The following is a 26,662-nucleotide window of genomic DNA, read 5'->3' as shown; positions in this document are numbered from 1 at the left end:
TCACATGCAGCAAGAGATAAAAAAAGAGGATATTACAGCATTAAGCTTTGAGGAAGCGCTTAAGCAGCTTGAAGGGATTGTCGAAAATTTGGAACGCGGAGATGTTCCTTTAGAGCAGTCAATTGATATCTATGAGCGTGGTGAAGCTCTTAAAAAGCATTGTGATAAACTTTTGAAAGCAGCTGAGGCTAAAGTTGAAAAAATTCAACTTTCAGAGAAAGGTTCTCCAGAGGGGGTAAAGCTACTTGATTCTGAATAATAGTCAAATAATTTTTGGATATTTATTGTAAAGTTAGAGGCAAAATAACCTCGCTTAAAGGAAGAGAATTATTATTAATTTCTTTTTTACGAAATGCGTTAAAAATAAGAAAATTTGTAGATAATCTCATAGAGATGAAGTATTCCAATAAAAATGCATTACACTATGAATGAAAGAGTAAAAGACATATGTCTGTTGTCTTGCTCGAGTGATAATGTAGTATAAGGAGCTTTCTTTGTCTCAGACATTAACGCCATTACTTGATCGTATTCGTTTGCCACAAGATTTGCGGGCATTGCCAGAGGCTGATTTAGTACAGTTAGCTGATGAGTTGCGAGCTGAGACAATTGATGCTGTTTCTGTGACGGGTGGACACCTTGGTGCAGGGCTTGGCGTTGTTGAATTAACAATTGCATTGCATTATGTCTTTAACACGCCTGAAGATAGAATTATCTGGGATGTAGGGCATCAAACCTATCCGCATAAAATTTTAACAGGTCGCAGAGATAAAATTCGTACATTGCGCCAAGAGGGAGGTTTATCAGGTTTTACAAAGCGTTCAGAAAGTGTGTATGATCCGTTTGGAGCGGGTCATTCTTCCACTTCTATTTCAGCTGGTCTTGGTATGGCAGTGGCTAATGCTTTAAAAACAGAAGAAAAGCGGAATATTATTTCTGTCATTGGTGATGGCGCTATGTCAGCTGGTATGGCTTATGAAGCGATGAATAATGCGGGTGCTTTGGATGCGCGTTTGATTGTTATTTTAAATGATAATGATATGTCTATTGCGCCCCCTACTGGTGCTATGAGAGCTCATCTTGCTCGATTAGTTTCCCATCCTTCTTATCGCAGCTTGCGTGAACGGGTAAAGATGTTCAGCAAAAAATTGCCAAAATTTTTTTTGGATCAAGCACATCGTTCAGAGGAATTTGCGAAGTTTTTTTTGGTTGGAGGAACTTTGTTTGATGAGCTTGGTTTTTACTATGTTGGACCGATAGATGGTCATAATTTGAGTCATTTATTGCCTGTTTTGAAAAATGTTCGTGAATATCCTAATGGGCCTGTTTTAGTGCATGTGGTGACTCATAAAGGGAAGGGATATGCACCTGCGGAGGCATCGTCTGATAAATATCACGGTGTTAATTGTTTTGATGTTGTGACAGGAAGGCAGGTTAAAGCACAAAGTAAAGTGCTTCCTTATACCAAAGTATTTTCTAAAGCTTTGATAGAAGAGGCTACACATGATGAGAAGATTGTCAGTATAACGGCGGCAATGCCAACAGGAACAGGGCTTGATGTGTTTGCTAAACAATTTCCTAACAGGATGTTTGATGTTGGTATTGCTGAGCAACATGCTGTAACTTTTGCTGCGGGCATTGCCTGTGAGGGATATAAGCCTTTTGTTGCAATTTATTCTACTTTTTTACAGCGTGCTTATGATCAGATTGTTCATGATGTATCGATCCAAAAGTTACCTGTGCGTTTTGCGATTGACCGAGCAGGTTTTGTTGGCGCAGATGGTGCAACGCATGCTGGAAGTTTTGATATTGTTTTTCTAACAGCTCTTCCTGAATTTGTGGTGATGGCTCCCTCAGACGAAGTTGAACTGATGCATATGGTGCGTACGGCAGCAGCCTACGATCAAGGACCTATTTCTTTTCGCTATCCACGTGGTGAAGGTGTTGGTATGAACTTACCGCAGCGGGGCAAGTTGCTTGAAATTGGAAAAGGGCGCGTTTTGCGTGAAGGAAGTAGGATAGCGCTAGTTTGTTTTGGAACACAGTTATCTGAAGTGCTCATAGCAGCGGATAAGTTGGAAATGGAGGGATTGTCTACAACTGTTGCTGATGCGCGGTTTGCAAAGCCTCTGGATAAGGATTTGATGCGTCGCTTAGCACGTGAACATGAAGTATTAGTAACAATTGAAGAAGGGGCAATGGGTGGATTTGGAGCGCATTTATTACAATTTTTCGCGCAAGAAGGGCTTTTAGAACATGGTTTAAAAGTTCGTACATTAAAGCTTCCTGATGAATATTTAAACCACGGTTCACCAAAGAAAGTTCTTTCGCGTATCGGGTTTGATGCTGTTGGTATTGTCAACACTGTCTTTATTGCTTTGGGACGTGAAATTCAGACAGTGTAGAAAGTTCGAGTATGAGATGTTCGTTAGGAAAAGGCTCGATGTTCTTTTAGTCGAAAAAAATTTTTTTACTACGCGTTCACGAGCACGTGACGCAATTTTACGCCAAACTGTTAAGGTGGACGGTGAAATCATTTTTAAAGCTGGACAAATTATTTCTGATAAAGCAGAAATTGTAGTGTGTGATCCAGCACAGAATTATGTTTCACGTGCAGCGTTAAAATTGATGAGTGCACTTGATACATTTCCAATTGTAACAGATAAAGTAACTGCCATTGATATTGGTGCGTCGACAGGTGGTTTTACGCAAGTTCTCTTAGAGCGTGGGGCTGCTCATGTGATTGCTGTTGATGTTGGTCATAATCAACTTGATGCGCGCTTATCTGGCAACAGTGCGATAACTTTACTAGAAGGCTTGAATGTTCGAGATTTGAAAAAACAACATTTAGGTGGAAGAGAAATTGATCTCATAGTATCTGATGTTAGTTTTATTTCTCTGAAACTTGCACTGCCTCCTGTTTTGTCTTTAGCCAAGAGGGGAGCTCAAGCAGTCTTATTGGTCAAGCCACAATTTGAAATTGGTCGAGAAGGCCTTAATAAGAGCGGAGTATTGAAAAATCTATCTGTAGCACAACAGATTGCTGAAGAGCTTTTTGATTGGCTGAATACTCAAGTAGAATGGAGCGCAAAAGGCTTATTTCCTTCACCCATTACAGGTGGTGATGGCAATTTGGAATATTTATTATTCGGAGAAAAAAAAAGTGCGTGACCGAGTTATAATTGACCATATTGGCGTGAATGGTCATGGTATTTCGAATATATCGCATGGCTCTATTCATGTTCCTTTTACTTTGCCAGGAGAGGTTGCTATAATTGCTCTTCATGGAAAATATGGAAAACTTATTGCATTAGAAGAAAAATCATCAGAGCGCATCGATGCTATTTGCCGACATTTTGGGAGTTGTGGAGGGTGTGTGCTTCAGCATTGGCACATCGATGCTTATCGCTTTTGGAAACGGCAATTAGTTGTTGATGCGCTTAAAAAGTATGGGCTTGATGTCCATGTTTCTCCTTTAATTGAATGTGGATATTACAGTCGCCGACGGATTACTTTAACAGCGTTTGCGACACAGCAAGGTCATATTATTGGTTTTAATCGTTATCGATCTCATGATGTTATTGCGCTTGAAGAATGCCCAGTGACGCGTTTAGAAATTATGTCTAAGTTAAATGATATCAGGGTACTTTGTGCTCTTGTCAGCAATCATGCTAAGCGGTTTCATGTTACGGTAACGTCTGTTGAAAATGGTTTAGATGTTGCTTTAAATGGATGTATTGTGCAGGATGAGCGCATTCGCAAAAAAATGGTGCGTATAGCTCTTGCAAGTGGAATTACACGTTTATCTGTTGAAGGTGAAATTTTGGTTGAGCAAGAAAAACCATTCGTTTACTTCGGGGATGTCTGTGTTGAATTTCCTGCTGGTGGATTTCTCCAAGCAACTTGTGAAGCAGAAAATATTATGGGCAATATTATTTTGACTCATTTAAAAAAAGCAAAAAATGCCGTTGATTTATTTTCAGGAGTGGGAACATTTACATTACGTATGGCGAAAAAAATGAATGTTCATGCGGTAGAAAACGATAAGGCAGCATTAGCAAATTTAGAGCGGGCAACACGCTTTGCGGTTGGTTTAAAAACAGTTACTTGTGAAAAACGTGATCTCTTTCGTCATCCATTTTCTGCGAAAGAGCTTGAGGGTTTTGATAGCGTTGTTTTCGATCCTCCACGCGCTGGAGCAGAAGAACAGGTGCATGAATTAGCGAAGACAATTATTCCACGTGTGGTGGCAATTTCATGCAACCCTTTTACATTTGCTCGTGATGTATCTCTCCTTATCGCAGGTGGTTATACGATAGAAAAAATCATACCAATTGATCAATTTTTATGGTCACCGCATGTTGAAATTGTTGCTGTTTTAAGCAAACGTAAAGCAAAGACAGGTTGGAAACTTTAGCGTATTTAAAGTTAGCTTATTTTAAAAGGGTGCTGAAAAGTTATTCAATGAAACATATTTAATCAATTTTACGAAAGTGCTGTTCCACCAATTGTCATATTATTGATTCGTAAGTGAGGTTGTCCGACGCCAACAGGAACGTTTTGCCCAGCCTTTCCACACATACCGATGCCATTATCAAGCTTGCTATCATTTCCAATCATTGTAATACGTTTCATGGCTTCTGGTCCGTTTCCGATAAGGGTTGCACCTTTGATTGGTGCTACAATCTTGCCATTTTCTACTCGGTAAGCTTCAGTACATTCAAATACGAATTTTCCAGAAGTGATATCAACTTGTCCTCCACCAAATGAAACAGCATAAATACCATTTTTTAGTGAGGATAGAATTTCTTCAGGTGTCTTATCTCCTCCTAGCATCATTGTATTAGTCATCCGCGGTATTGGTGCATGTGCATAAGATTCACGTCGTCCATTTCCAGTTGGATTAACACCCATAAGTCGAGCATTTAACCTATCTTGCATAAAACCAACAAGTTTTCCGTCTTCAATAAGGACATTATATCCTGATGGTGTGCCTTCATCATCAATAGTGAGTGAACCACGGCGTTGAGGAATTGTGCCATCATCAACAACCGTGACACCTTTTGCTGCAATTTGTTTTCCTAAAAGTCCGGCAAAAGCAGATGTTTTTTTACGGTTAAAATCACCTTCTAAACCATGCCCCACAGCTTCATGAAGCATAACGCCAGGCCATCCATTAGCTAAGACAACATCAAATGTTCCTGCTGGTGCTGCGTCTGCTTCTAAGTTTATTAAAGCCATACGCAGTGCTTCATCGGCAGCTTTTTTCCAATTTGTTTCGTTAATGAATTGGCTAAATGCTTGTCGTCCACCACATCCATAGAAGCCATTTTCGCGCCTATTTCCCTCGGCAGCAACGACAGATATAGACAACCGTACAAGAGGACGGATATCATGAGCAAAATACCCGTCAGCACGCAAGATTTCAACGTGCTGTAGCGAACCAGAAAGAGAAACAGTAACTTGATGTAATTTATCATTTTTTTGACGTAAATAAGCATCAATTTTTTGTAAGAGTATGCTTTTTTCTTCGAATGATGGAGTATCAAGAGGGTTATGTGGTTGATAGAGTCTTTTGTTTGTTTGTTGAGGTGCTACACTATAAGATCCCATATGATTATTATAAGTAACAGCTTTAGCTGCTTCACTAGCGCGTTTAAGTGCTGCAGCTGATAATTCGCTAGAGTGAGCATATCCTGTAGCTTCTCCAGCGACAACGCGTAGGCCAAATCCCATATCTTGATGAAATGAGCCATTTTTAAGCTGCCCATTATCAAAGAGAAGTGTTTCGTTTTCTGTGTACTCAAGGTAAAGTTCGCCATCATCAGCATGATAAAGCGATTCTTGTACAAGTGATTGTACTTTAGATGAAGCAATATCAAAATGATCAATCAGCGATTTCATAGTGATTATCCTATTTTCATTGATTTTTTTTAAAATTTCTATTTGTGTTGTTAGGGAAGTTATAAACTAAGCTGTGTGTGTAAATTTTATTATGTTGGTAAGGTGGCATAGGCATCACTAAGACCATGAAGATCAACAATCCCTCCAACACCTTGTTCTGGAGTTGTGAAAACAAAATAGGTTGCTGTTTTACCTTTTAGAAAGAGTTGTAACATATCTTCTTTAAGAAGAGCTTCGGCAACGCAATTATTGCCGAGACAACGACGATATTCCATTTTCTTCATATCTTGATCGTCAATTTTAATACCAACACCAAAGCGCAGTTCAACGCGAATCGGAACGAAAACACGCATCAAAGTTCCTTGATTTTTAGGAAGTTTATAAAATGTAACGCGAAAGGTAATATCATGGCGATTTTGCGTATGTACATTCTGCACCACTTCACACTGTATATTAGGTGTACCTGGTGGTAGAGAACAAATTTTTGTCCACGCACCATAGGTTTGTGGGGCAGGAATATTTCGCACATTGGATGTCTGTGACACAGCATGACCAGTGAAAACACTACAAAGAGTGCAAATAATAACACCAACGAAGAAATTTTTTTTTAGTATTTTATAAAGTACCACAGAAATTCTTACCCGAATTAGCAACTACGCGATCGTGCATAAACGTGCATAAACGTGCATAAACGTGCATAAAAATGAATTTTTAAACCAAAACTGTAACACAAAACTAATATATACCCAAACATATTAATTCATATGCACAAAATAAAATAAACAATGAATAGCAGTATTTTGTAGGAGATAAAAATTTAGCACTGCTTTATGATACTTTATGGGATGTGTTTTCTTTCTATGATACACTCTTCATGTAAAAAATAACGTGTATTGAAATAATGTATTTTTATTGCAAATATTTCTATCTGTTTTTAGTGGATATGTTTAAGAGAGATATTTTATGTGTTCTCAAAAGCATTGATGATATTAATGGGTTGCTCTTATGTGCCAGATGATGTTTGCTTGTAGATGATAGAGATGAAAAGGTCTTTGAGCGAAATGTCTATTTCAGAAAAATTATCGACTGCAAGTGGTAAATCGATTCCACCAGAATCTGATGTTTATGATTATATCACATTATTGAAACCACGGGTTATGTCACTTGTTGTATTTACAGCTTTGGTTGGATTGGTTGTTGCGCCTATTTCTATGAATCCATTGTATGGTTTTTTAGCAATTGTGTGTATTGCTGTAGGCGGTGGTGGTGCAGGAGCACTTAATATGTGGTATGATGCTGATATTGATGCGGTAATGGAACGTACCAAAAATCGTCCCATTCCTGCTGGTAAAATTAGCTCCAAGAAGGCATTTATGTTTGGCATGGGGCTTTCTGTGCTTTCGGTGTTGATTATGGGGTGCTGCATTAATTGGTTTTCAGCGCTTTTTCTTGCATTCACAATTTTCTTTTATATCGTTGTTTATACAATTTGGCTAAAACGTATAACGCCGCAGAATATTGTTATTGGTGGTGCAGCTGGAGCTTTTCCACCTATGGTTGGATGGGCTGCGGCAACGGGTACAGTGAGTATTGATAGCTTTTTATTATTTTTAATTATTTTTATGTGGACTCCACCACACTTTTGGTCTCTTTCTTTATTTTCATCTCTTGATTATAGTGCAGCAGGCATTCCTATGATGCCTAATGTACGAGGTGAGCGTTCAACAAAAAAACATATCTTATTTTATGCTATTCTTACGGCAATATGTGCTATAGGTCCTTGCGTTACTGGATTGGCAGGAATTTTCTATGGTATTTTTTCAACAATTTTGAGCATTATTTTTGTTTATTTTGCTTATCATTTATGGAAAGCTGATACACAGGACGCGACTATTTCTATGGCAAAAAGAATGTTTTTCTTTTCGTTATTTTATTTAGGCGCTATATTCGCAACTCTTTTGATTGAATCTCTTGTTTGGTATTTTATCCGTTCTCTAGTAGAATGAGATAAAAAGTAAACTCAGAGTATAGCTTTGCCCGAGTAAAATGCCATAAAAACGCATCACAGAGGCAATGCTATTACAGCAGAAGGTTATTTCCAGTTTTTCTCTTTAGCACTATTTGTGTAGTGCATAACGAACCCGTTTAAATATGTGGTCAAAGTTATAGATATTAAGGATAGTTTATGTCTGTACTTCCCCCTCTAACGATGCGTCTTTGTGGTCCACGTGGATTTTGTGCAGGGGTTGATCGCGCTATTCAGATTGTTCTTCTTGCATTAAAAAAATATGGTGCTCCAGTATATGTTCGTCATGAAATTGTGCATAATCGCTATGTGGTTGAGGGGTTGCGGCAACGAGGCGCTATTTTTGTGGAAGAACTGGGTGAGATTCCAGAAGAGCACCGCAGTCAGCCTGTTGTATTTTCTGCCCATGGTGTACCAAAATCTGTGCCAAAAGAAGCGCAACACTATAATTTATTTTATCTTGATGCAACATGCCCATTGGTATCTAAAGTGCATAAACAAGCAATACGACATCACCGTCATGGACGTCATGTTATATTGATTGGTCATTCTGGTCATCCTGAAGTGATAGGAACAATGGGGCAGCTTGAAAAAGGAGCTGTTACATTGATTGAAACGGTAGAAGATGCCTTGCATTATCAGCCAAATGATCCAGATAACTTAGGATTTGTGACGCAAACAACACTTTCTGTTGAAGATACGGCAGGGATTCTTGATGTTTTACAAAAACGCTTTCCTGCATTGCAAGCACCAGCTGCAGAATCAATTTGCTATGCTACCACGAATCGCCAAAATGCTGTTAAAGCGGCAGCGCTGGGGAGTGATTTATTTTTGATTGTTGGCGCACCAAACTCCTCTAATTCACGACGCTTGGTAGAGGTTGCTGAGAGGTTTGGTGCACAGAAGGCTATCTTAGTTCAACGAGCTGATGAAATTGATTTTGATCGTTTAGGTTTTCTCTCCATCGTAAGCCTCTCAGCAGGAGCTTCTGCTCCTGAAATTATTGTTGACGAAATTATCTCAGCTTTTCGAGAGCGTTATGATGTCATAATAGAGTTGGCTGAGACAGTGGTGGAAATGGAGACATTTTTGGTTAATCGCGAATTACGTGACGTTATTTTAACTCCTCAAGATATGGCTTTTGTTAATGGTCGAGCTAAGACGATAAAAAATGAAAATCAAGATACATCAATGCCTATAATGAAAGTAAAATAATGGCAGTTTATACAGATATTTATTCAAATGATTTAAAGGCATTTTTGACGCGTTACGCGATAGGTTCACTTCTGTCCTATCAAGGTATCGCAGAGGGTATCGAAAATTCTAATTTTTTGCTGTATACAACAGAAGGGAAGTTCATTTTAACACTTTATGAAAAACGTATTTCAAAAGATGATTTGCCTTTTTTTTGTAATCTTATGAATCACTTAGGGCAGCGTGGAATTCCTTGTCCTCAACCAGTGATTCAAAATGATGGATCAACGGTCGGTGAATTAGCAGGACGTCCTGCTGCTATTATTACTTTTCTGGAAGGAATGTGGATTCGTCAGCCCAACGCATATCATTGTTGTGAAGTAGGGAGTGGTTTAGCGCATCTGCATTTAGCAGGACAGGATTTTTCGCTTAGTCGTAGAAATACTTTTTCTCTTACAGATTTGAAGCCATTGTGGAAAAGTTGCCAAACGGTAAAAGATATCTTACTTCAAGAATTTGAAAAAAAAATTAACACCGAGTTAGCTTTTTTAGAAAAAAACTGGCCATCGAATTTGCCAACAGGTGTTATTCATGCCGATTTATTTAATGATAATGTATTTTTTTTAAACCATCGTCTTTCTGGTATTATAGATTTTTATTTTGCTTGTAATGATTTTTTAGCTTACGATTTAGCTATTTGTTTGAATGCTTGGTGTTTTGAGCATGATCATTCTTATAATCTTATCAAAGCACGTAAACTATTGGAAAATTATCAAAAAATAAGGCCGTTGGTGCCTTTAGAATTGGATGCAATTATTGTGTTAGCGCGTGGTGCAGCTTTGCGTTTTTTACTCACACGCCTTTATGATTGGTTTAATACGCCGCCTGATAGTTTTGTAATTAAGAAAGATCCATGGGAATATTGGCACAAGCTTTGCTTTTTCAGTAATGTAGGCTTACTGAGTGAATTAGGTTTTTGAATTTTATGTTAAATCAACAAAAAGTCGTTGAGATTTATACAGATGGTGCGTGCTCTGGGAATCCTGGAGTTGGAGGGTGGGGAGCAATTTTACGCTGGAATGGTCATGAACGTGAGCTTTATGGTGGAGAGGCACACACGACCAATAATCAAATGGAGTTAATGGCAGCGATTTGTGCATTAAAGGCGCTTAAAGAATCTTGTTCAGTCGATCTTTATACGGACTCAATTTACGTGCGCAACGGTATATCTATGTGGCTTGAAGGCTGGAAGAAGAATAATTGGCGCACTGCATCAAAAAAGCCTGTTAAAAATATGGAGTTATGGAAGGCTCTTGAAGATGCCTGTTCCCGTCACACTATCAGATGGCACTGGATAAAAGGACATGCTGGTCATCTAGATAATGAACGTGCAGACGCACTTGCACGTCAAGCCATTACTGAATATCGTGAAAATGAATCTTTTTCAGCATAATCTTTGCTGGAATCTTTCTCTTTTATCACGGAGTTGCAGTGTGATCTGATTGTGTGTGAAGTATAAATGTTCCACTGAAAGAGTGATCCTTAAAGGAAACTGTATAAAAAATTGTTTGGCTTGTTTCATCTGGTGTGAAATAGATGGGAGCGCTAAAGAGAGTATACTCTACATTATCACTTACTTTTTTTGCTGGTCCAATTTGCATGTCTCCTCCATCTAAAAAGAGGGATGATGGTGTATTTTTATTGTTATTTTGTATTTTTATGAAAAGGATATTTTTATTTTTTTCAGCACTTATCTTTAGCTCATGATGCGTTGTGGAGGGCAGAGAGGCTTGAGCGTTCTTTAATAAAGATGCAGGAAGACGTTCGTTTTTTTCAGCAGATGGAGAAAAATCAAAATTAATAGTAAATGGAATACAGATTTTACTACATAATCCAAGAGTGAAAGAGCCACTTAAATTTTTACTTGAGTTAGAAATATTGAAGGGCAATACAACTTTATCTGCATAGCCGAATGACCAGTCATTTTCTGTTTCATAAAGTTGTGGCGTGGGATAAAAGATTTCGTAAGAAACCTGTTGGTGGAAGTTAAAAAATGGTGCCATGCCTGAATTACCTGGATTCCGCCAGTAAGTTTTCCATCCTGGTTTAAGCATAATTTCAATAATGCCGTTTCTTATTCCAGAGAGAGGTGGTTGGATGATCGCTAATCTGACACGACCACCATCTGACTCATGCCAAGATGTTGCAAAAAGATATGATTTTTGTTCTGTTTGAGCACTGACAGAAAAATTAAATAATTCTAGAAATACAAATATTAAACCTAAAGTGATGAAAAGTTTTTTATAAAAAAAAATTGGGATATTTTGCAAATTTTTAAAGATTTGAATTTTTTTCATTTGAGTTTTACTTTCTTCTTGTACTACTTGAATCAAGTTTAACATGTAAGTTATGGAGAATAATAGATTGATGAAGCAGCGTGATGGCTTTTTGGGTGGACAGTTACTTATAGCAATGCCTAGAATGAATAACAAATGCTTTACTCGTTCTGTTATTTATATTTGTGAGCATTCTGATGCTGGTGCTACGGGGATTATTCTCAATCAATTGCACCATATTAGTTTTCCAGAGCTTTTGCTTCATCTTGGTGTGATAAATGATATTCAAAAAAAATATCTTTCTGAACCAATAAAAAAGTTTCCTGTACGCTACGGTGGACCTGTTGATCCTTCGCGCGGTTTTGTGCTCCATTCGGATGATTATGTTTGTGAAGAAACTGTTTCTGTTGCAGATAGGGTCTGTTTTACCGCAACTATTGATATATTAAAAGCAATCAGTTGTGAACAAGGTCCTCAACATGCACTTATAGCACTAGGTTATGCAGAATGGAAAGCAGGACAGCTTGAAGCAGAAATTTCTGCGAATAGCTGGCTGATTAGCTCCACATCACCTAGCTTTCTTTTCGAAAGTGATTTGAATCGTAAATATGATGAAAGCTTGCTTCGCATGGGGATCAATCCAGCTTATCTTGTTGCTGAAATGGGTCATGCATAGAAAGTTTCGCTTGTTCCCGACTTTCGTATTCTATCTGCTATGTCTTGATTTTATAAGGGAAGTGATTTTGCACAAGAGCGATTAATTCTTCGATAGCAATTGGCTTAGTGACAAGTGTGCTTTGGACATATTTACAGCCTTCTTGGCGTAGGAAGATAGCTTCTTTTTCATTTTCAACGCCTTCTGCGATAATTTGTAAATTAAGATCCGTAGCCATATTGATAATAGACTTGAGAACAAGTTTCTTCTTAGGCGAATCTATAGAGATAAGTGAACGATCCAGTTTAACCATATCAAATGGATAACGAACGAGATAGGCAAGTGATGAATAACCTGTTCCAAAATTATCTAATGCAAGATTCATTCCTAGTGCTTTAACTTGTTCAAGAAAATGCGCAGATTGTTCAGGATTTTTTCTCAAAACAAATTCGGATATTTCTATCATCAAGCTTCCTTTGTTAAGTGGGTAACGAAGCAAAGCAGAGCGCAATTGACTTATGAAATGAGGATGAACCATTTCTGAGCTTGGTAAATTAATTGAAATGAAGAAAGATTGTTGGGAAAATTTTTCTTGTACATTTGTAAGATCAATAATGGCATTATCAATGATGAATTGTGCTAAATCCGTAACGATCTTCTCATTTTCTGCGATTTTTATAAAATCATAGATATTTAAATTGCCATAATTTGGATGATGCCATTCTACAATTGTTTCAAAACCAATAACTTGTCCATCTGATAGATTAAGAATAGGATGGTAAAGAATTTTCATTTCATCTCGTTTTATGGCATAACGAATGTCGTGTCCCATATTGTTATGCTCGAGACCAAGAGTGCGAAAATTAGGGCGAAAAGGTTCAATATGATTCCCCCCCATTTGTTTCGCGCGGATCATTGCTAATTCACTATCATTAAAAATATCTTTAGCAGTTGATCTGCTTTCACTCCATGTAACCAGTCCGATTGATGTTGAAAGAACTATTTTTTTTTCTGAAAGCGAAATGGGTGCTGAGATTGTTTTGTGTAGATGGTCTGCAAATGCTGCAATTTTTTGCGGCTCAGTTTCACTGAGTAAGATGATTGCAAAACGGTCTGCAGAAAGGCGTGACAAGGTGTCTTGAAAATTAATGAGACGATTTAATCGGCGTGCAATGATAAGCAGTACAGTGTCACCAACAGCTATACCTAGCTTATGATTAATTTGACGGAAATTGTCGAAATCAATCATAAAGACCGTTGGTCTAATTTTGATATTTGCTTTAGCTAATGAGGTATAATTTTGTAATCTGTCGAAGAAAACTTGTTGGTTAGGAAGACCAGTTAAGCTATCGTGAATTGCATCATGTAATAAGCGTTCTTCGGCTTTTTTGTGGTTGGTAATGTTGACAATAGTTCCAATAACACGTGTAATTTTTCCATCTTTTTGCATAGCTGGGCGTGCACGAAGAGAAAACCAATGATAATACCCACCTCCAGAAGAAAGTCGAAAAATTTGATCAATGCGTCCCTTTTTATTTTTTAGAATAATGTCCAATACAGCTTGAAAACGCTCACGGTCATCGTAATGCAAGGCTGAGATCCAATTGCACATAGTGCCATTAAGTTTATGAGCCTCAGTTCCAAAGAGGGTTGCCATATCTGGGTGAACAACAATTCTGTCACGTTCGACATTCCAGTCCCAAATAATATTTCCAGCTCCCCTAGCTGCAAGCACTTGTCGTTCAAGATCAGAAAATATTCCTTCATGAAACGCATCGTTAGAAAAAGTTTGTTGCATGACGGTAAAGCTAATAAGAAGAACGATGAGCACTAGCCCTCCTGCTAAGGCTGGCTGAATAATATCATTGTTTAAATATCCTGCTATGCAGGCATAAGCTCCAAAACACCAAAAGCTAATTAATAACCATGTTGGGATAAGCATAATTGCACGGTCATAGCTTCGGATGGAGAAATAGCTGATTAAAAGTATACCAATCACGGCGGTAAAGCCAAATGATAGACGGGCAATTCCAGCTGCTCTGGTTGGATCATAAATAGCAAACGCGCCAAGACCACAAAGAGCTATGACCCACGCGATTGCACCATAACTAAAATGATAGTGCCAGCGGTTAAGGCACAGGTAGGTAAAAAGGAAAATGAAAAATGTAGCAGCAAGCGCTACTTCTGTACCAGCACGCCAGATCGGTTGCGTTGTTAATGTTACTGCAAAGAATTTATTTAAAAAGTTAAAGTCGATACCAATATAAAAAAGAACCGCCCATGCGACAGCAGCGGTTGCAGGAAAAAGGCCTGTTCCACGAACGACGAAGAGAACAGTTAGTAAAAGTGCTAAAAGACCTGATATACCAAGAAGAATTCCGTGATAAAGCGTATAAGAATTGATTGCATCCTTATAGGCTTCAGGTTGCCATAAATAGATTTGCGGTAAATTCTCCGAGTTAAGTTCGGCAATAAATGTAATGACAGAGCCAGGGTTGAGTGTAATACGAAAGATATCTGAGTTTGCACTGGTTTGACGATCGAGAGAAAAACCTTCACTCGGAGTGATGGATTGAATCCGTGATGATCCGAGGTCTGGCCAAAGAAAGCCTGAATGAGCCATGCGATAATGGGGGGCAACAATGAGGCGATCAACTTGTTCGTCTGTTGGATTTGCAAGAGAAAATACTGCCCAGTTTCCAGAAAATTTTTTACTTTTGGCTTGGACTTCAATGCGCCACACAATACCATCTGGTCCAGGTGCTGTGCTTGTTTGAAAGATAGAGTTATTTGTATGGTGAATTTCGATTGCTCTTGAAAGGTCAAGAGCAGCATCCTGAGAAGAAATTTTAACTGGCTCAATTGCTTGTGCTGACGTAAGGTGGATTAAAGAACTGACGCTTACAGCAAAAATGATGTCAATTATTTTACGCAAACTCTTCACAATGCCTCACTCTCAGTATTTTAGGATATTTAAATTTAGATTTTCGAGAAAATACATCTACTTTTTATAATTTATTCTACATAACAAGCGGCTATCATTTTCTTTTGAAAAGATTATACGATTTCATACAAAGATAGACCTCTATTTATCGCAATGTAACTCGAAACTGATGGAATGTTATATTTTGGGAAGGCAAAATTAAACCATTAGTTTTCAAACTTCGCAGATATATCTTTGCTTATCAGGTTATTTATCACATGAAGCGCAATTTAGATAGTTTTGTACACCTCTTTGATAAATATTTCCAAAACTTATTCAGTGAGAGAAACTTTTGTAGTGAGCTTTATTATAAAAAGTGGGCATGTTTATTATGTGGCTGTTTTCAAAAGCACTCTTTTATACCCTCAATATGTACAGGCGTTTGAAAAAATTGTATTCAGGAGCTTATTTTATGCTGTATGAAAGAATCGATGTTAAATCATCAAAATTCATGAGAGAGCCAACAGAGCCAACAGCTGCTAATGTTGGAGTAGAATTGATAAAAAGGCGATTCGCTAAATCGGTTAGTCTTTCTAGCGTAATGAGTTCTAGGCGTTCAATCGTTTCAGATATTGGAATTGGTCGACCGTAAAGAAGCATTTGGCGAGCAATAAAATGCGCTTGACTGGATGGATTTTCCTGTAACATTGTAAGGTTAGCGCGATATTGCGCTTGTGCTCTTTGAAGCTCATTTGTATAAATATTTTTACTTGCCTTAGAGAGCTCATTAAGAATCACAGGAAGTAGTTCTTTTAGCCCCTCTTGTCCAGTGGCAGCATGAATGCCAAAGAGTCCAGTATCTGAAAAACCCCAATGAAAAGCATAAATAGAATAGCATAGCCCACGTTTTTCTCTCACTTCTTGGAAGAGACGTGACGACATGCCTCCCCCAAGAATAATTGAAAGAATTTGGGCAGCATAAAAATCACGCGCATGATAGGGGCGTCCTTCAAAACCGAGAACAACTTGCGTGTCCATTAAATCGCGATATTCACGAAAGTCGCCACCGACATAATTGGCAAGATTGGCAAGAGGGGCTGTTGAATGAGAGCGAAAAGTGCTAAAACGGCTTTCGACTTCTTGTAGAAAATTTTCGTGCTGCACAGCTCCTGCAGCTACCACAATCATACGATCTGCGCTATATTGTTTATTCATGAAGTTATGGAGATCGGCAGATGTAAATGATTGAACTGTTTTGGGTGTTCCTAAAATAGAGCGGCCAAGGGATTGATGACGAAAGGCTGTTTCAGTAAAGTGATCAAAAACAATATCATCTGGAACATCGCGAGCGGCACCAATTTCCTGAAAAATCACTTGTTTTTCTCGTTCTAATTCATCTTCATCAAATTTTGAACACATCAAAATATCGGCTAGAATATCAATAGCAAGCGGGATATCATTTTTAAGTACGCGTGCAAAATAGGCAGTTGTTTCAGTATTAGTAGTAGCATTGATTTCACCACCAACATCTTCGATCTCGGCAGCAATTTGAAAAGCTGTCCGATTTTCCGTTCCTTTAAAAGCCATATGTTCAAGAAGATGGGCGATACCATGTTGTGTAAAAGTTTCGTTGCGTGCGCCAACTTTAATCCATACTCCAAGCGCAACACTATCAATTTGTTGCATTGTATATGTGGCAATAGTCAATCCATTACTAAGGCGACTAATATCTACACCCATGTGTTTACGACTCCGTTAAACAAACCATATACCTTAAGAGCATTGGAATATTTTTGATTTGAATGCGTGCAACTTATTTTAATAAGATGCACGCGATTTTAAAGAAATATAATCTTTTACTATTTTTTTATCATTAGCAAGACAGATAAAGCGTTCTTCACGTTCTATTAAGTCGTTTAGACAAACTGGTAATGGAGCATAAATACCACAGGCGCTTTTTATTGCATCAGGAAATTTACTAGGATGAGCGGTTGCAAGGACAATCATTGGAATATGTGGTTGCTTATTCTCGCGAGCCACTTTAAGCGCAACAGCTGTATGTGGATCAGCGAGGTAGCCGCTTTCTTTATAAATACTGTTAATCGTTTGCGCTGTTTCAGCAATGCTACTTTTTCCAGCAGAAAATAGAGAACGAATATTTTTAAGTTGCTTTTCATTAAGATTAAAACGTCCTGATTGTTTCAAGTTTTCCATTGCATTGCAAATCCAAATGGGATCTCGACCATTACTTTCAAATAGTAAGCGTTCAAAATTAGAAGAAATTTGTATATCCATAGAAGGTGATGTGGTTTGGGTTATTGGTCGTATTTCATAGGTGCCGCTGGTCAATGTACGTTCAAGGATGTCATTATCATTTGTTGCAATGACCAGTTGTGCAATGGGTAACCCCATACGGGCAGCAACATAACCTGCAAAAATATCACCAAAATTTCCAGTAGGAACAGTAAATGATACAGCCCTATCAGGAGCGCCTAAGGAAAGTGCAGATGAGAAATAATAGACAATTTGTGCCATGATTCGCGCCCAATTTATAGAGTTAACCCCTGCGAGCGCTTTTTCTTGACGAAAATTATCATCATTAAACATTGCCTTAACAAGTGCTTGGCAATCATCAAAGTTTCCTTCAATAGCTATGGCGTGAATATTAGTGCTATGATTGGTAGTCATTTGCCGCTGTTGAACGGATGATACGCGTCCTTTAGGAAATAAAATAAAAACGTCTGAATTTTCTCTTCCAGCGAAGGCTTGTATTGCAGCACCACCTGTATCACCTGATGTCGCACCAATAATTGTTGCGCGTTTATTTTTTTTAGTGAGAATGTAATCCATTAGTCTAGAAAGAAACTGCATCGCGACATCTTTAAACGCCAAAGTAGGACCATGAAAAAGTTCAAGAATAAATTCATCGGAGCCAGTTTGAAGCAATGGACAGGTTGCTGGATGGCGGAAGGTGGCATAAGATTCAGTAATTATATTTTCAAAAGATGTATATTCGATCTCATTATTCACAAAGGGCCAAAGAATAATTTTAGCGATTGTCGTATAGGATTGTCCACGGAGCGCTCGTAGTGCATCGAATGATAATTGAGGAAATTTTTCTGGAAGATAAAGACCACCATCACTGGCTAATCCAGTTATGACTGTTTCAGTAAAGCCTAAAGCAGGAGCTTCACCTCTCGTGCTGATATATTTCATGAATTTTTTCCTTCGTTTATTTTCCACAAATTGGTGAAGTTGTTTATTTTATGTTTTCAACGATACTTAAATTATCCAATAAATGGAAGTGATGTCTGCTCATTCTCTTTCTTCAATTATAAAAATCACTGGAGAACCAAGGGCAACGTAATTTAGATTCAAATGATGTATTTTGTTGTTTGTTCAGTGTTAAGCTATTTGATAACTTAACTTTACCTTGTCAGGTTGTTTTAAGCTTAACGTCATAAGATTTTATTTCACGAAGCTTTTTCATTATTAGAGTCTCAGTTGCTGTATTTATGTTGTGGTTTCGTTGTTGTTTTGTATGGTAGTAATTTAAACAGATACTTTGTGAGATATTATAATTCGAGCAAGAAGATATAGATTGCAGACTGCTTCATAACATTATACATATACATATATTTACTTAGTGAAAACCTGACTATACAAAATTGCTTTAGCTATATGCTGTCAGATTGCAACTGGAAGTTAGTTTGGTTGCCACATTTCGTCTATATTATTATTGAAGAGAATAATGTAAATTAATTTGGTGATAATCATATTTTTTTATTCAATCAAAATTGGATAATATTACAAGATTTATTGTTTATGAAAGAAACTGTATATTAGCTATTTTATTGCACGTGATTAATATAGCTACGCTTCAATCCAATAAGCATATTAGATTAAAGAGGGTTATTATTAAGGGTTGTATGAGCTGATATATGCCCAAAGGGTCTTTTTATGATAAATCTTGCCATGCTGCCATTGCTTCTAGGACCTCTGATAAATGAGCGTGTTTGGCAATAGTTGTTTCGGCGCCAGCATCTGCAAGGGTGTTAGAGTGACTAAGATAACTGTGTGATCCTCCAGTAAAGCCGATAACACGCATACCTGCTGCTACTGCTGCATGTACACCATGAATAGAATCTTCTATAACGATAGTGTTTGTTGGCTTCGCGTGTAATTTTTGTGCGGCAAAAAGAAAAATATCAGGAGCAGGTTTTGTTTTTTTCGTTCCAACTTCAGGAGCAGAAAATACTTTATCTTTACCATCAAAAAAATCATAGAGATTAACAGTGGTGAGCATCTCTTTTATATCTATGCTTGCTGCATTAGAGCAAATACAATAAGGATAGCGAGATTGAATAATTTCTATTGCTTCTCTTATACCATCGATAGCACGTAATTCAGTTTTTATTTGTGCTCGAAAAAGATTTGACATTTGATCTATGAGATGAGCAGAAATTGGTTTCCCTATTTTCTGTTCAACTTTTTTAAGAGTATCAGGAAAGGTTAACCCTGCATAATGTTCACTTAATTCTTCAGGTGATATTTCATATCCTGTGTGTTTCAGCAATTGAGATCCAATTTTTGCTGCGAGATATTCAGAGTCTACCAAAACTCCATCACAATCAAAAATAATAAGATCTATCTGAGGCATGGGATATTCCTTTATATATTGCTTATAGCTAGAAAATTAGCATGAAAAGAATATTAAGAAGACTTTGTTTCATAAAAAGATGCTTCGAAAGTGATTCTTGTTTGTTTAAGAAGCAAAGGATATGTGATCAGTGCGTTGAAGGAAAGAAAAATAAGGGTCTATCAATGCAAAACTATTTTATTCTTCTTAAAAGAGCAAAAATAAGTATCAATTTTGAATAACCTTAACGATACGTTTACCCTATATTTGTAAATATAGACTGGTAGTGCGAGCCTGTAAATCATTCTGATTATAGGGCGATTTGGTTTCGTTGTGTTGGATATTTTATGACAGTTAATCAGCTTCAAAAAGGTTTTGTTCGTACTTTTTCTCAGATGCCATGGCGCAATCAGATCTTCAAGGGAGATTGTGTTGCAGTATTAGAAAAACTGCCCAAGCATTCAGTTGATATGATTTTTGCAGATCCCCCTTATAATCTGCAGTTGGATGGTGCTTTATATCGTCCAGATCATTCACTTGTTGATGCAGTTGATGATGCGTGGGATCAGTTTGAAAGTTTTGCGGCTTATGATGCTTTTACACGTGCATGGTTGCTTGCTTGTCGTCGTGTATTGAAACCCAATGGAACACTTTGGGTTATTGGATCTTACCATAATATTTTTCGGGTCGGTACGATATTACAAGATTTAGGTTTTTGGATGCTGAATGATATCATTTGGCGTAAAAATAATCCCATGCCTAATTTTAGAGGACGCCGTTTTCAAAATGCTCATGAGACACTCATTTGGGCTGTTCGAGATCAAAAGGATAAAAAATACACATTTAATTATGATGCTTTAAAAGCTGCAAATGAAGATGTACAAATGCGTTCAGATTGGCTTTTCCCTCTCTGTACTGGTGCTGAACGTTTAAAAGATGAAAAAGGACGCAAATTACACCCAACACAAAAGCCACAAGCATTATTAGCACGCATTATTATGGCTTCTAGTAAGCTAGGTGATGTTATCCTTGATCCATTTTTTGGTTCAGGGACAACAGGTGCTGTTGCCAAGCTTTTGGGGCGTGATTTTGTGGGTATTGAACGCGAGCAACGCTACATTGATGCTGCATGTGAGAGAATTGCTGCGATTAAACCTTTAAATGAATCAGAGTTAGCAATTTTTGATAGGAAAAAAGCAGAGCCGCGTGTAGCATTCAACAGTTTACTTGAAGCGGGGTTACTTCATTCTGGAGAAGTTCTTTATGATCGCAAAAAGCAAGTATCTGCTATTGTGAGAGCTGATGGTACTATCATGCATGGTGGTGAAGCAGGCTCTATTCACGCAATGGGTAGAAAGGCTCAAAGTTCACAAAGCTGTAACGGTTGGACATTTTGGTATTATGAAGAGAATGGACAGCTGAAATCAATTGATGATTTAAGAATGGTAATACGTTCACAGATGTTAAAAGCTGGTATTGTATAAAAGTAAATCAATGCGCATTGCACTGAATATTTCATGTTATAGTGGAGAAGTTATTTTAATCTAAAAGTATTGGGAATTGCTGCAGAAATAGCTTTTTTCATAACGGTGGGGAGCGCCTCTTTGGCAAGATGATGGATATCACACCACCAGCCATTTTCACAATTTATTTCGCCAACACCATTGATGTAGTAAACATTAAGTTTTAGAGAAAAGTGAGTAAAAACATGCGTAATTTGTCCCTTAAATTGCCAATTGGCAGTAAAGGGTGCATTTTGGAGTCCATTTTCATCGTTTATGCCGATATTGTTAGGAATTTGAGTCATTCCACCAAGTAATTTTTTACCTTGTCGTTTTTCCAAATAAATTTGTTTATTTTCATTAAGTACAACAAAGGCAGCAGCAGTTTTTGAAGGGCGTTCTTTTTTCGGAGCTTTGACTGGAAAAAATTCTGCTTTTTGCATCTTTGCTGCTTTGCATAAACTTTGAAGAGGGCAGAGTAGGCAAGATGGTTTGCGCGGTGTACAAATTATCGACCCCAGATCCATCATGGCTTGAGCAAAGTCGCCAGGACGACTTAAGGAAGTAATTTTTTGTGTTTGTTCTTTAATTTTAGCTTTTGCTTTGGGTAATACCAAAGTGATGGCAAATAGGCGAGTTACAACACGTTCGACATTACTGTCAACAACGGCTACAGGATGGTTAAAAGCAATTGCAGCAATGGCAGCGGCAGTATAATCGCCAATACCAGATAAAGTACGTAATGTTTTTACGGACTGTGGAAATTGTCCTCCGTAATTTTCAACAAGCTGCTGTGCACAATTTTTAAGGTTGCGTGCACGCGAATAATAGCCAAGACCAGCCCACGCTTTCATAATATCATCTTGTGAAGCTTTCGCTAAAGAAAAAAGATCAGGCCAAAGTTTCAAAAATTTTTGAAAATAAGGCTTAACGGCTTCAACAGTTGTTTGTTGAAGCATAACCTCCGATAGCCAAACGCGATAAGGATCAGGGCAGACACCTTGCATTTGTTCCTCAGGGGTAATTCGCCATGGTAAATGCCGATGTTTTTGATCGTACCAAGAAAGGAGGCGCGAAGAAATTTCATGCATGATTGTTTTCAACTATCGGGAGATATAAAATGTAAAAGAAAAAATATTTATTTGTAATATATTGCTGCGTTTTTATTCCTTTATTGTAGGATTTTTAGTAGATAAGTAGCGTATTTTAGCGATATTAGATGAATTTTCTAGGGAAAATAGTCCTTAAATGGAAGAAAAAATTGTTATAACTTGATAAATATTTTTGATAATGATCTAGAAAAATGAGCAAACAATTCCAGAAGTGCTATTTTTATTCTCTTTCTGAGACGGTATCTGAAATACTTGATCCAATTTTACGTAAAAAAATAGGGCTTAATGTAGCACTTATAGAGCATTGGTTACAGATTGCAGGTCACGATATTGGTGAACACACAATGCCTCTAAAAATTATTTGGAAGCGTCGCGTAAATCAAAATGAAGTTTTCCAACCTGCGACACTTATTGTAGCGTGTGAAGGGTGTGTTGCGTTAAAGTTAATGCATGAAACAGATGAATTACTGCATAGAATTAATAGTTTTTTTGGGTATATTGCTATAGACCGCATTAAGATTGAACAAAAGCACATATCTATTCTTACGGATCATCTTGTGGCAAGACCTGCTCTGAATGAAAAAGACAAAAAACGCATAAAAAAAATGCTTGAGGGGGTTGAAGATAAAAACTTGCGTCAATCACTTTATGAATTTGGCTGTTGCATTTTTGCAGAAAAAAATAATAAATAAAGCAGAGTATTTTATACGTTCCTTTAATATATAAGAAAGTATTAGATTTTTTGCTGTTTAATAACAAAAGAAAAGTATTATTTATGATAGACTATCGTTCCTTTTTATCTTTCGCGATAATTTTTGTCTTCATGACAACTGTACAAGTCAATGCAACCACAGCTTCAGTGGGTGAAGCTAAAGCCGTTTCAACGGTTGATATGGTTAAACTTCTTCATTCAGGCAAGGTTAAAGATAAGGTTGAGGGAGAAGCGAATGCACCAGTGACAATTATTGAATATGCTTCATTGACGTGTGCTCATTGTGCGCATTTTTATAATGATATACTTCCTCAAATTCGTAAAAAGTATATCAAAACGGGAAAAGTAAAACTTATTTTCCGAGATTTTGCTTATGATCCTCGAGCTACAGCAGGCTTTATGTTGGCGCGATGTGTCCCAGAAGATCGCTATTTTCCTTTAATAGAAGTTTTATTTCAAAAACAACATGAGTGGGCTTGGGCACAAGACGCTCTGACGCCGTTGAAAAAAATTGGCTTAATGGCTGGTCTAACGGATGAAAAATTTAATTCTTGCTTGAAAAATCAGTCCATTTTAGAGGAAGTGAATGCATCTTTTGAGCATGGGAAAGAGCTTGGTGTGACAGCAACACCTACCTTCTTTATTAATGGTAATAAGTATGAAGGTGTAATGTCAGTAGAAACCTTCTTTTCGGTGATTGATAGTTTTCTTTAAAACGAAATCTTTTCTTTAGAAGATAGGTTTTGATACTTGTAATCATTGCCTTTCTTTTTATGAAGAGTTGGGTTTTGCGCATTGATAAAGCAATATTTTCTTTGATTTAGCCAATTTTGATCGAATCATTGCTTTGGATGATTAGCATGGGTCAAATGATGTTGTGATGCTGATACGGGAGGAACTTGTACGATGACAAAATGGGTTTATAGTTTTGGCGATGGTAATGCAGAAGGAAATGCGAGCGAGCGCAATCTTCTCGGCGGCAAAGGGGCTAATTTAGCAGAAATGAGTAATCTTGGCTTGCCTGTGCCTCCTGGATTTACTCTTACGACAGAAGTTTGTAATTTTTATTACGCACATGAAAGGTCATATCCAGAAGAATTACAGGAAGCTGTTAAGCAAGCGCTTAAAAATATTGGTAAACAAACAGGACGTGAATTTGGTAATGAAAAAAAGCCACTTTTACTCTCTGTTCGTTCAGGAGCTAGGGCTTCTATGCCAGGAATGATGGATACAGTGCTTAATCTTGGTATGAATGATAAGACTGTGAAAGCAATTGCTTTACAAACCAATAATGAACGCTTTGCTTATGATAGTTATCGTCGTTTTATCCAAATGTATTCTCATGTTGTTTTGGGGTTGGATCATTCGTACTTTGAAGAGATTCTTGATGAGTTAAAAGTACGCAATGGTTATGATGTCGACACAGAAATGACAGCAGCTGATTGGAAAGATGTTATCGTTTCTTATAAGGCATATGTTGAAGAAAAATTAGAAAAACCTTTTCCACAAGATCCTGAGCAACAATTGTGGGGTGCGATTGGAGCAGTTTTTTCAAGTTGGATGACGGCACGTGCAATCACTTATCGTCGTTTACATAATATTCCTGAAAGTTGGGGAACTGCAGTTAATATACAGGCGATGGTGTTTGGCAACATGGGTGAGGATTCGGCAACGGGTGTTGCTTTTACACGTAATCCATCAACAGGAGAAAAAGAGCTTTATGGTGAATTTTTAGTCAATGCACAAGGTGAAGATGTTGTGGCAGGCATCCGAACTCCTCAAAATATCACGGAAAATGCGCGTATTATTGCGGGTTTAAATAAGCCTTCTTTAGAAAAAATCATGCCAGAGGCTTTTTTGAAGTTGTATCAGATCGCGCAAAAGCTTGAACAGCATTATCGAGATATGCAAGACCTCGAGTTTACAATCGAAAAAGGTAAACTGTGGATGCTACAGACTCGTTCGGGAAAGCGAACGGCACGTGCAGCTTTAAGGATGGCAATTGAAATGGTTGAGGAGGGATTGATAACCCGTGAAGAAGCGGTAATGAGAATTGATCCAAAATCGCTTGACCAACTTTTGCATCCGACGCTTGATCCTAAGGCAGCACGCTTTGTTGTAGCACGTGGTTTACCTGCTTCTCCTGGAGCAGCAACTGGTGAAATTGTTTTCACTTCAGAAGAGGCAGAAACTGCATCGATGGAAGGGCGCAAAGTTATTTTGGTGCGCATAGAGACAAGCCCAGAAGATATTCATGGTATGCACGCTGCAGAAGGAATTTTAACGACACGCGGCGGTATGACGAGTCATGCTGCTGTTGTCGCACGTGGTATGGGAAAGCCATGTATATCTGGTGCAGGTAATGTGCGAATTGATTATAACACAAATACAATGTTTGTTTCAGGGAAAAGCTTTAAAAAAGGCGATGTTATTACAATTGATGGTGGAAATGGGGAGATTTTTGAAGGGAAGGTTGCTATGTTGCAACCTGAGCTTGGTGGAGATTTTGCGAAGCTGATGGAGTGGGCTGATGGAATGCGGCGTATAAAAGTGCGCGCCAATGCTGAGACGCCATCTGATGCACGTATGGGGCGTTCCTTTGGAGCTGAAGGTATTGGTCTTTGTCGCACGGAGCATATGTTTTTTTCTGGTGAGCGTATTGTCGCCATGCGTGAAATGATTTTAAGTCATGATGAAAGTGGGCGTCGTAAAGCGCTAGATAAACTTTTGCCAATGCAGCGCTCAGATTTTACCGAATTGTTTGAAATTATGTGTGGTTTGCCTGTTACTATTCGTTTATTGGATCCACCGTTGCATGAGTTTTTACCAAAAACGGATGCAGAAATTCTTGATGTTGCAACGGTTATGGGGGTTTCTGCCGAAACACTTGCTGAACGCGCTCAGCAATTGCATGAATTTAATCCGATGCTTGGGTTACGAGGATGCCGTTTAGCAATTACCTATCCCGAAATTGCAGAAATGCAAGCGCGAGCAATTTTTGAAGCAGCAGCACAAGCTGCTCAAAAATCTGGATCTCCTGTTATGCTTGAAATTATGGTACCGCTTGTTGCACTTAAATCTGAACTAGATTTTGTGAAAGCTCGTATTGATCAGGTAGCTGATGAAGTGATGAAGGAGGAAGGAAGGAATATTCAGTACATGGTAGGGACGATGATTGAGCTTCCAAGAGCAGCTCTTCGAGCAGATGAAATTGCGGAAACAGCGGAGTTTTTTTCATTTGGAACAAATGATCTGACGCAAACCACTTTTGGTATCTCACGTGATGATGCAGCCTCCTTTTTAGCAACTTATTTTCAAAAAGGACTTTTAGAACAAGATCCCTTTATAACAATTGATCGTAATGGGGTAGGGGAGCTTGTTACTATTGCTACACAGCGTGGGCGTTCACAGCGTGCGAAAATTAAATTAGGAATTTGTGGTGAACATGGAGGCGATCCTGCTTCTATCGCTTTATGTGAAGAAAATAATTTGGATTACGTTTCATGTTCTCCTTTTCGGGTGCCAATTGCACGTTTAGCTGCAGCACAGTCGGCAATTGCCAAAAAAATGTAAGGAATTTAAGATATTTTTATTATGTGCTGATTGCAGTACAAGGAATAAATTATTTATGCAGTTTTTTATTGATTGTATTAGAAAGAAAA

Annotated in this window: 21 protein-coding genes; 13 read left to right on the top strand and 8 right to left on the bottom strand. The window is 37.9% G+C overall.

Going from position 1 to position 26,662, the window contains the following annotated elements; all coding sequences use genetic code 11:
* Positions 1 to 4: 4 nt before the first annotated feature.
* From ACMFKV_RS03575 to ACMFKV_RS03560, 4 genes are all read left to right on the top strand, one after another.
* The gene (locus ACMFKV_RS03575) at positions 5 to 259 is read left to right on the top strand and encodes an exodeoxyribonuclease VII small subunit (RefSeq protein ID WP_413154514.1); all 255 of its coding nucleotides are present in this window, start codon (positions 5 to 7) and stop codon (positions 257 to 259) included.
* A 235-nt stretch (positions 260 to 494) separates the two neighbouring features.
* Positions 495 to 2,402 (top strand): 1-deoxy-D-xylulose-5-phosphate synthase, encoded by a 1,908-nt coding sequence (gene dxs / locus ACMFKV_RS03570; protein ID WP_413154513.1) that lies wholly within the window; start codon positions 495 to 497, stop codon positions 2,400 to 2,402.
* 16 nt (positions 2,403 to 2,418) lie between these two features.
* Positions 2,419 to 3,168: a TlyA family RNA methyltransferase gene (locus tag ACMFKV_RS03565; RefSeq protein ID WP_336287948.1), complete on the top strand. Its 750-nt coding sequence runs from the start codon at positions 2,419 to 2,421 to the stop codon at positions 3,166 to 3,168.
* Positions 3,161 to 4,414 (top strand): class I SAM-dependent RNA methyltransferase, encoded by a 1,254-nt coding sequence (locus ACMFKV_RS03560; RefSeq protein ID WP_413154512.1) that lies wholly within the window; start codon positions 3,161 to 3,163, stop codon positions 4,412 to 4,414. Before ACMFKV_RS03565 ends, ACMFKV_RS03560 begins: the two co-directional genes overlap by 8 nt.
* Positions 4,415 to 4,482: 68 nt before the next feature.
* Here the strand turns inward: ACMFKV_RS03560 and tldD are convergent, their stop codons facing one another.
* Both tldD and ACMFKV_RS03550 read right to left on the bottom strand, forming a co-directional pair.
* On the bottom strand, positions 4,483 to 5,901 hold the full coding sequence (gene tldD / locus ACMFKV_RS03555; protein WP_413154511.1) for a metalloprotease TldD: 1,419 nt from the start codon (positions 5,899 to 5,901) through the stop codon (positions 4,483 to 4,485).
* Between the two features lie 89 nt (positions 5,902 to 5,990).
* Positions 5,991 to 6,530 carry an invasion associated locus B family protein gene (locus ACMFKV_RS03550; protein WP_413154510.1) on the bottom strand — a complete coding sequence of 180 codons (540 nt, stop codon included), beginning with the start codon at positions 6,528 to 6,530 and terminating at the stop codon, positions 5,991 to 5,993.
* 432 nt (positions 6,531 to 6,962) lie between these two features.
* Between ACMFKV_RS03550 and cyoE the strand changes: the two genes are divergently transcribed.
* The 4 genes from cyoE (at position 6,963) to rnhA (ending at position 10,574) form a co-directional block, all read left to right on the top strand.
* Positions 6,963 to 7,907, top strand: coding sequence for a heme o synthase (cyoE, locus tag ACMFKV_RS03545; protein ID WP_336288037.1), 945 nt, complete (start codon positions 6,963 to 6,965; stop codon positions 7,905 to 7,907).
* A 179-nt stretch (positions 7,908 to 8,086) separates the two neighbouring features.
* Positions 8,087 to 9,142 carry a 4-hydroxy-3-methylbut-2-enyl diphosphate reductase gene (ispH, locus tag ACMFKV_RS03540; protein ID WP_413154509.1) on the top strand — a complete coding sequence of 352 codons (1,056 nt, stop codon included), beginning with the start codon at positions 8,087 to 8,089 and terminating at the stop codon, positions 9,140 to 9,142.
* Positions 9,142 to 10,101, top strand: a complete 960-nt coding sequence (locus tag ACMFKV_RS03535; RefSeq protein WP_413154508.1) for a homoserine kinase — start codon at positions 9,142 to 9,144, stop codon at positions 10,099 to 10,101. Before ispH ends, ACMFKV_RS03535 begins: the two co-directional genes overlap by 1 nt.
* Before the next feature lie 5 nt (positions 10,102 to 10,106).
* A complete protein-coding gene (gene rnhA, locus ACMFKV_RS03530; protein ID WP_332060643.1) occupies positions 10,107 to 10,574 on the top strand; it encodes a ribonuclease HI in 468 nt (155 codons plus the stop codon).
* A gap of 25 nt (positions 10,575 to 10,599) precedes the next feature.
* On the opposite strand, the gene ACMFKV_RS03525 is transcribed toward rnhA, so the two are convergent.
* Positions 10,600 to 11,478 (bottom strand): protein-disulfide reductase DsbD domain-containing protein, encoded by an 879-nt coding sequence (locus tag ACMFKV_RS03525; protein WP_336287942.1) that lies wholly within the window; start codon positions 11,476 to 11,478, stop codon positions 10,600 to 10,602.
* A gap of 70 nt (positions 11,479 to 11,548) precedes the next feature.
* Between ACMFKV_RS03525 and ACMFKV_RS03520 the strand changes: the two genes are divergently transcribed.
* Positions 11,549 to 12,133 carry a YqgE/AlgH family protein gene (locus tag ACMFKV_RS03520; RefSeq protein ID WP_336287941.1) on the top strand — a complete coding sequence of 195 codons (585 nt, stop codon included), beginning with the start codon at positions 11,549 to 11,551 and terminating at the stop codon, positions 12,131 to 12,133.
* A 37-nt stretch (positions 12,134 to 12,170) separates the two neighbouring features.
* Here the strand turns inward: ACMFKV_RS03520 and ACMFKV_RS03515 are convergent, their stop codons facing one another.
* The 4 genes from ACMFKV_RS03515 to ACMFKV_RS03500 form a co-directional block, all read right to left on the bottom strand.
* The gene (locus ACMFKV_RS03515; protein WP_413154507.1) at positions 12,171 to 15,056 is read right to left on the bottom strand and encodes an EAL domain-containing protein; all 2,886 of its coding nucleotides are present in this window, start codon (positions 15,054 to 15,056) and stop codon (positions 12,171 to 12,173) included.
* Between the two features lie 444 nt (positions 15,057 to 15,500).
* A complete protein-coding gene (locus ACMFKV_RS03510; protein ID WP_413154506.1) occupies positions 15,501 to 16,775 on the bottom strand; it encodes a M16 family metallopeptidase in 1,275 nt (424 codons plus the stop codon).
* 78 nt (positions 16,776 to 16,853) lie between these two features.
* Entirely contained in the window at positions 16,854 to 18,251 is a 1,398-nt protein-coding gene (thrC, locus tag ACMFKV_RS03505; RefSeq protein ID WP_413154505.1) for a threonine synthase, read from the bottom strand.
* A 742-nt stretch (positions 18,252 to 18,993) separates the two neighbouring features.
* On the bottom strand, positions 18,994 to 19,695 hold the full coding sequence (locus ACMFKV_RS03500; protein WP_336287937.1) for an HAD family hydrolase: 702 nt from the start codon (positions 19,693 to 19,695) through the stop codon (positions 18,994 to 18,996).
* Between the two features lie 326 nt (positions 19,696 to 20,021).
* Between ACMFKV_RS03500 and ACMFKV_RS03495 the strand changes: the two genes are divergently transcribed.
* Positions 20,022 to 21,158, top strand: coding sequence for a site-specific DNA-methyltransferase (locus ACMFKV_RS03495; protein ID WP_413154504.1), 1,137 nt, complete (start codon positions 20,022 to 20,024; stop codon positions 21,156 to 21,158).
* Between the two features lie 50 nt (positions 21,159 to 21,208).
* Here the strand turns inward: ACMFKV_RS03495 and mutY are convergent, their stop codons facing one another.
* Entirely contained in the window at positions 21,209 to 22,267 is a 1,059-nt protein-coding gene (mutY, locus tag ACMFKV_RS03490) for an A/G-specific adenine glycosylase (RefSeq protein ID WP_336287935.1), read from the bottom strand.
* A 212-nt stretch (positions 22,268 to 22,479) separates the two neighbouring features.
* On the opposite strand from mutY, the gene ACMFKV_RS03485 reads away from it, so the two are divergent.
* The 3 genes from ACMFKV_RS03485 (at position 22,480) to ppdK (ending at position 26,573) form a co-directional block, all read left to right on the top strand.
* On the top strand, positions 22,480 to 22,980 hold the full coding sequence (locus tag ACMFKV_RS03485; protein ID WP_336287934.1) for a DUF721 domain-containing protein: 501 nt from the start codon (positions 22,480 to 22,482) through the stop codon (positions 22,978 to 22,980).
* Between the two features lie 83 nt (positions 22,981 to 23,063).
* Entirely contained in the window at positions 23,064 to 23,714 is a 651-nt protein-coding gene (locus ACMFKV_RS03480) for a DsbA family protein (protein ID WP_332060660.1), read from the top strand.
* Positions 23,715 to 23,906: 192 nt separating this feature from the next.
* Entirely contained in the window at positions 23,907 to 26,573 is a 2,667-nt protein-coding gene (ppdK, locus tag ACMFKV_RS03475) for a pyruvate, phosphate dikinase (protein ID WP_413154503.1), read from the top strand.
* Positions 26,574 to 26,662 lie beyond the last annotated feature (89 nt).

This window comes from Bartonella propinqua, assembly GCF_047263965.1.
Lineage (GTDB): Bacteria > Pseudomonadota > Alphaproteobacteria > Rhizobiales > Rhizobiaceae > Bartonella.
Note: the sequence above shows the minus strand (reverse complement) of the source record. Positions and strands in the feature narration are given on the sequence as shown.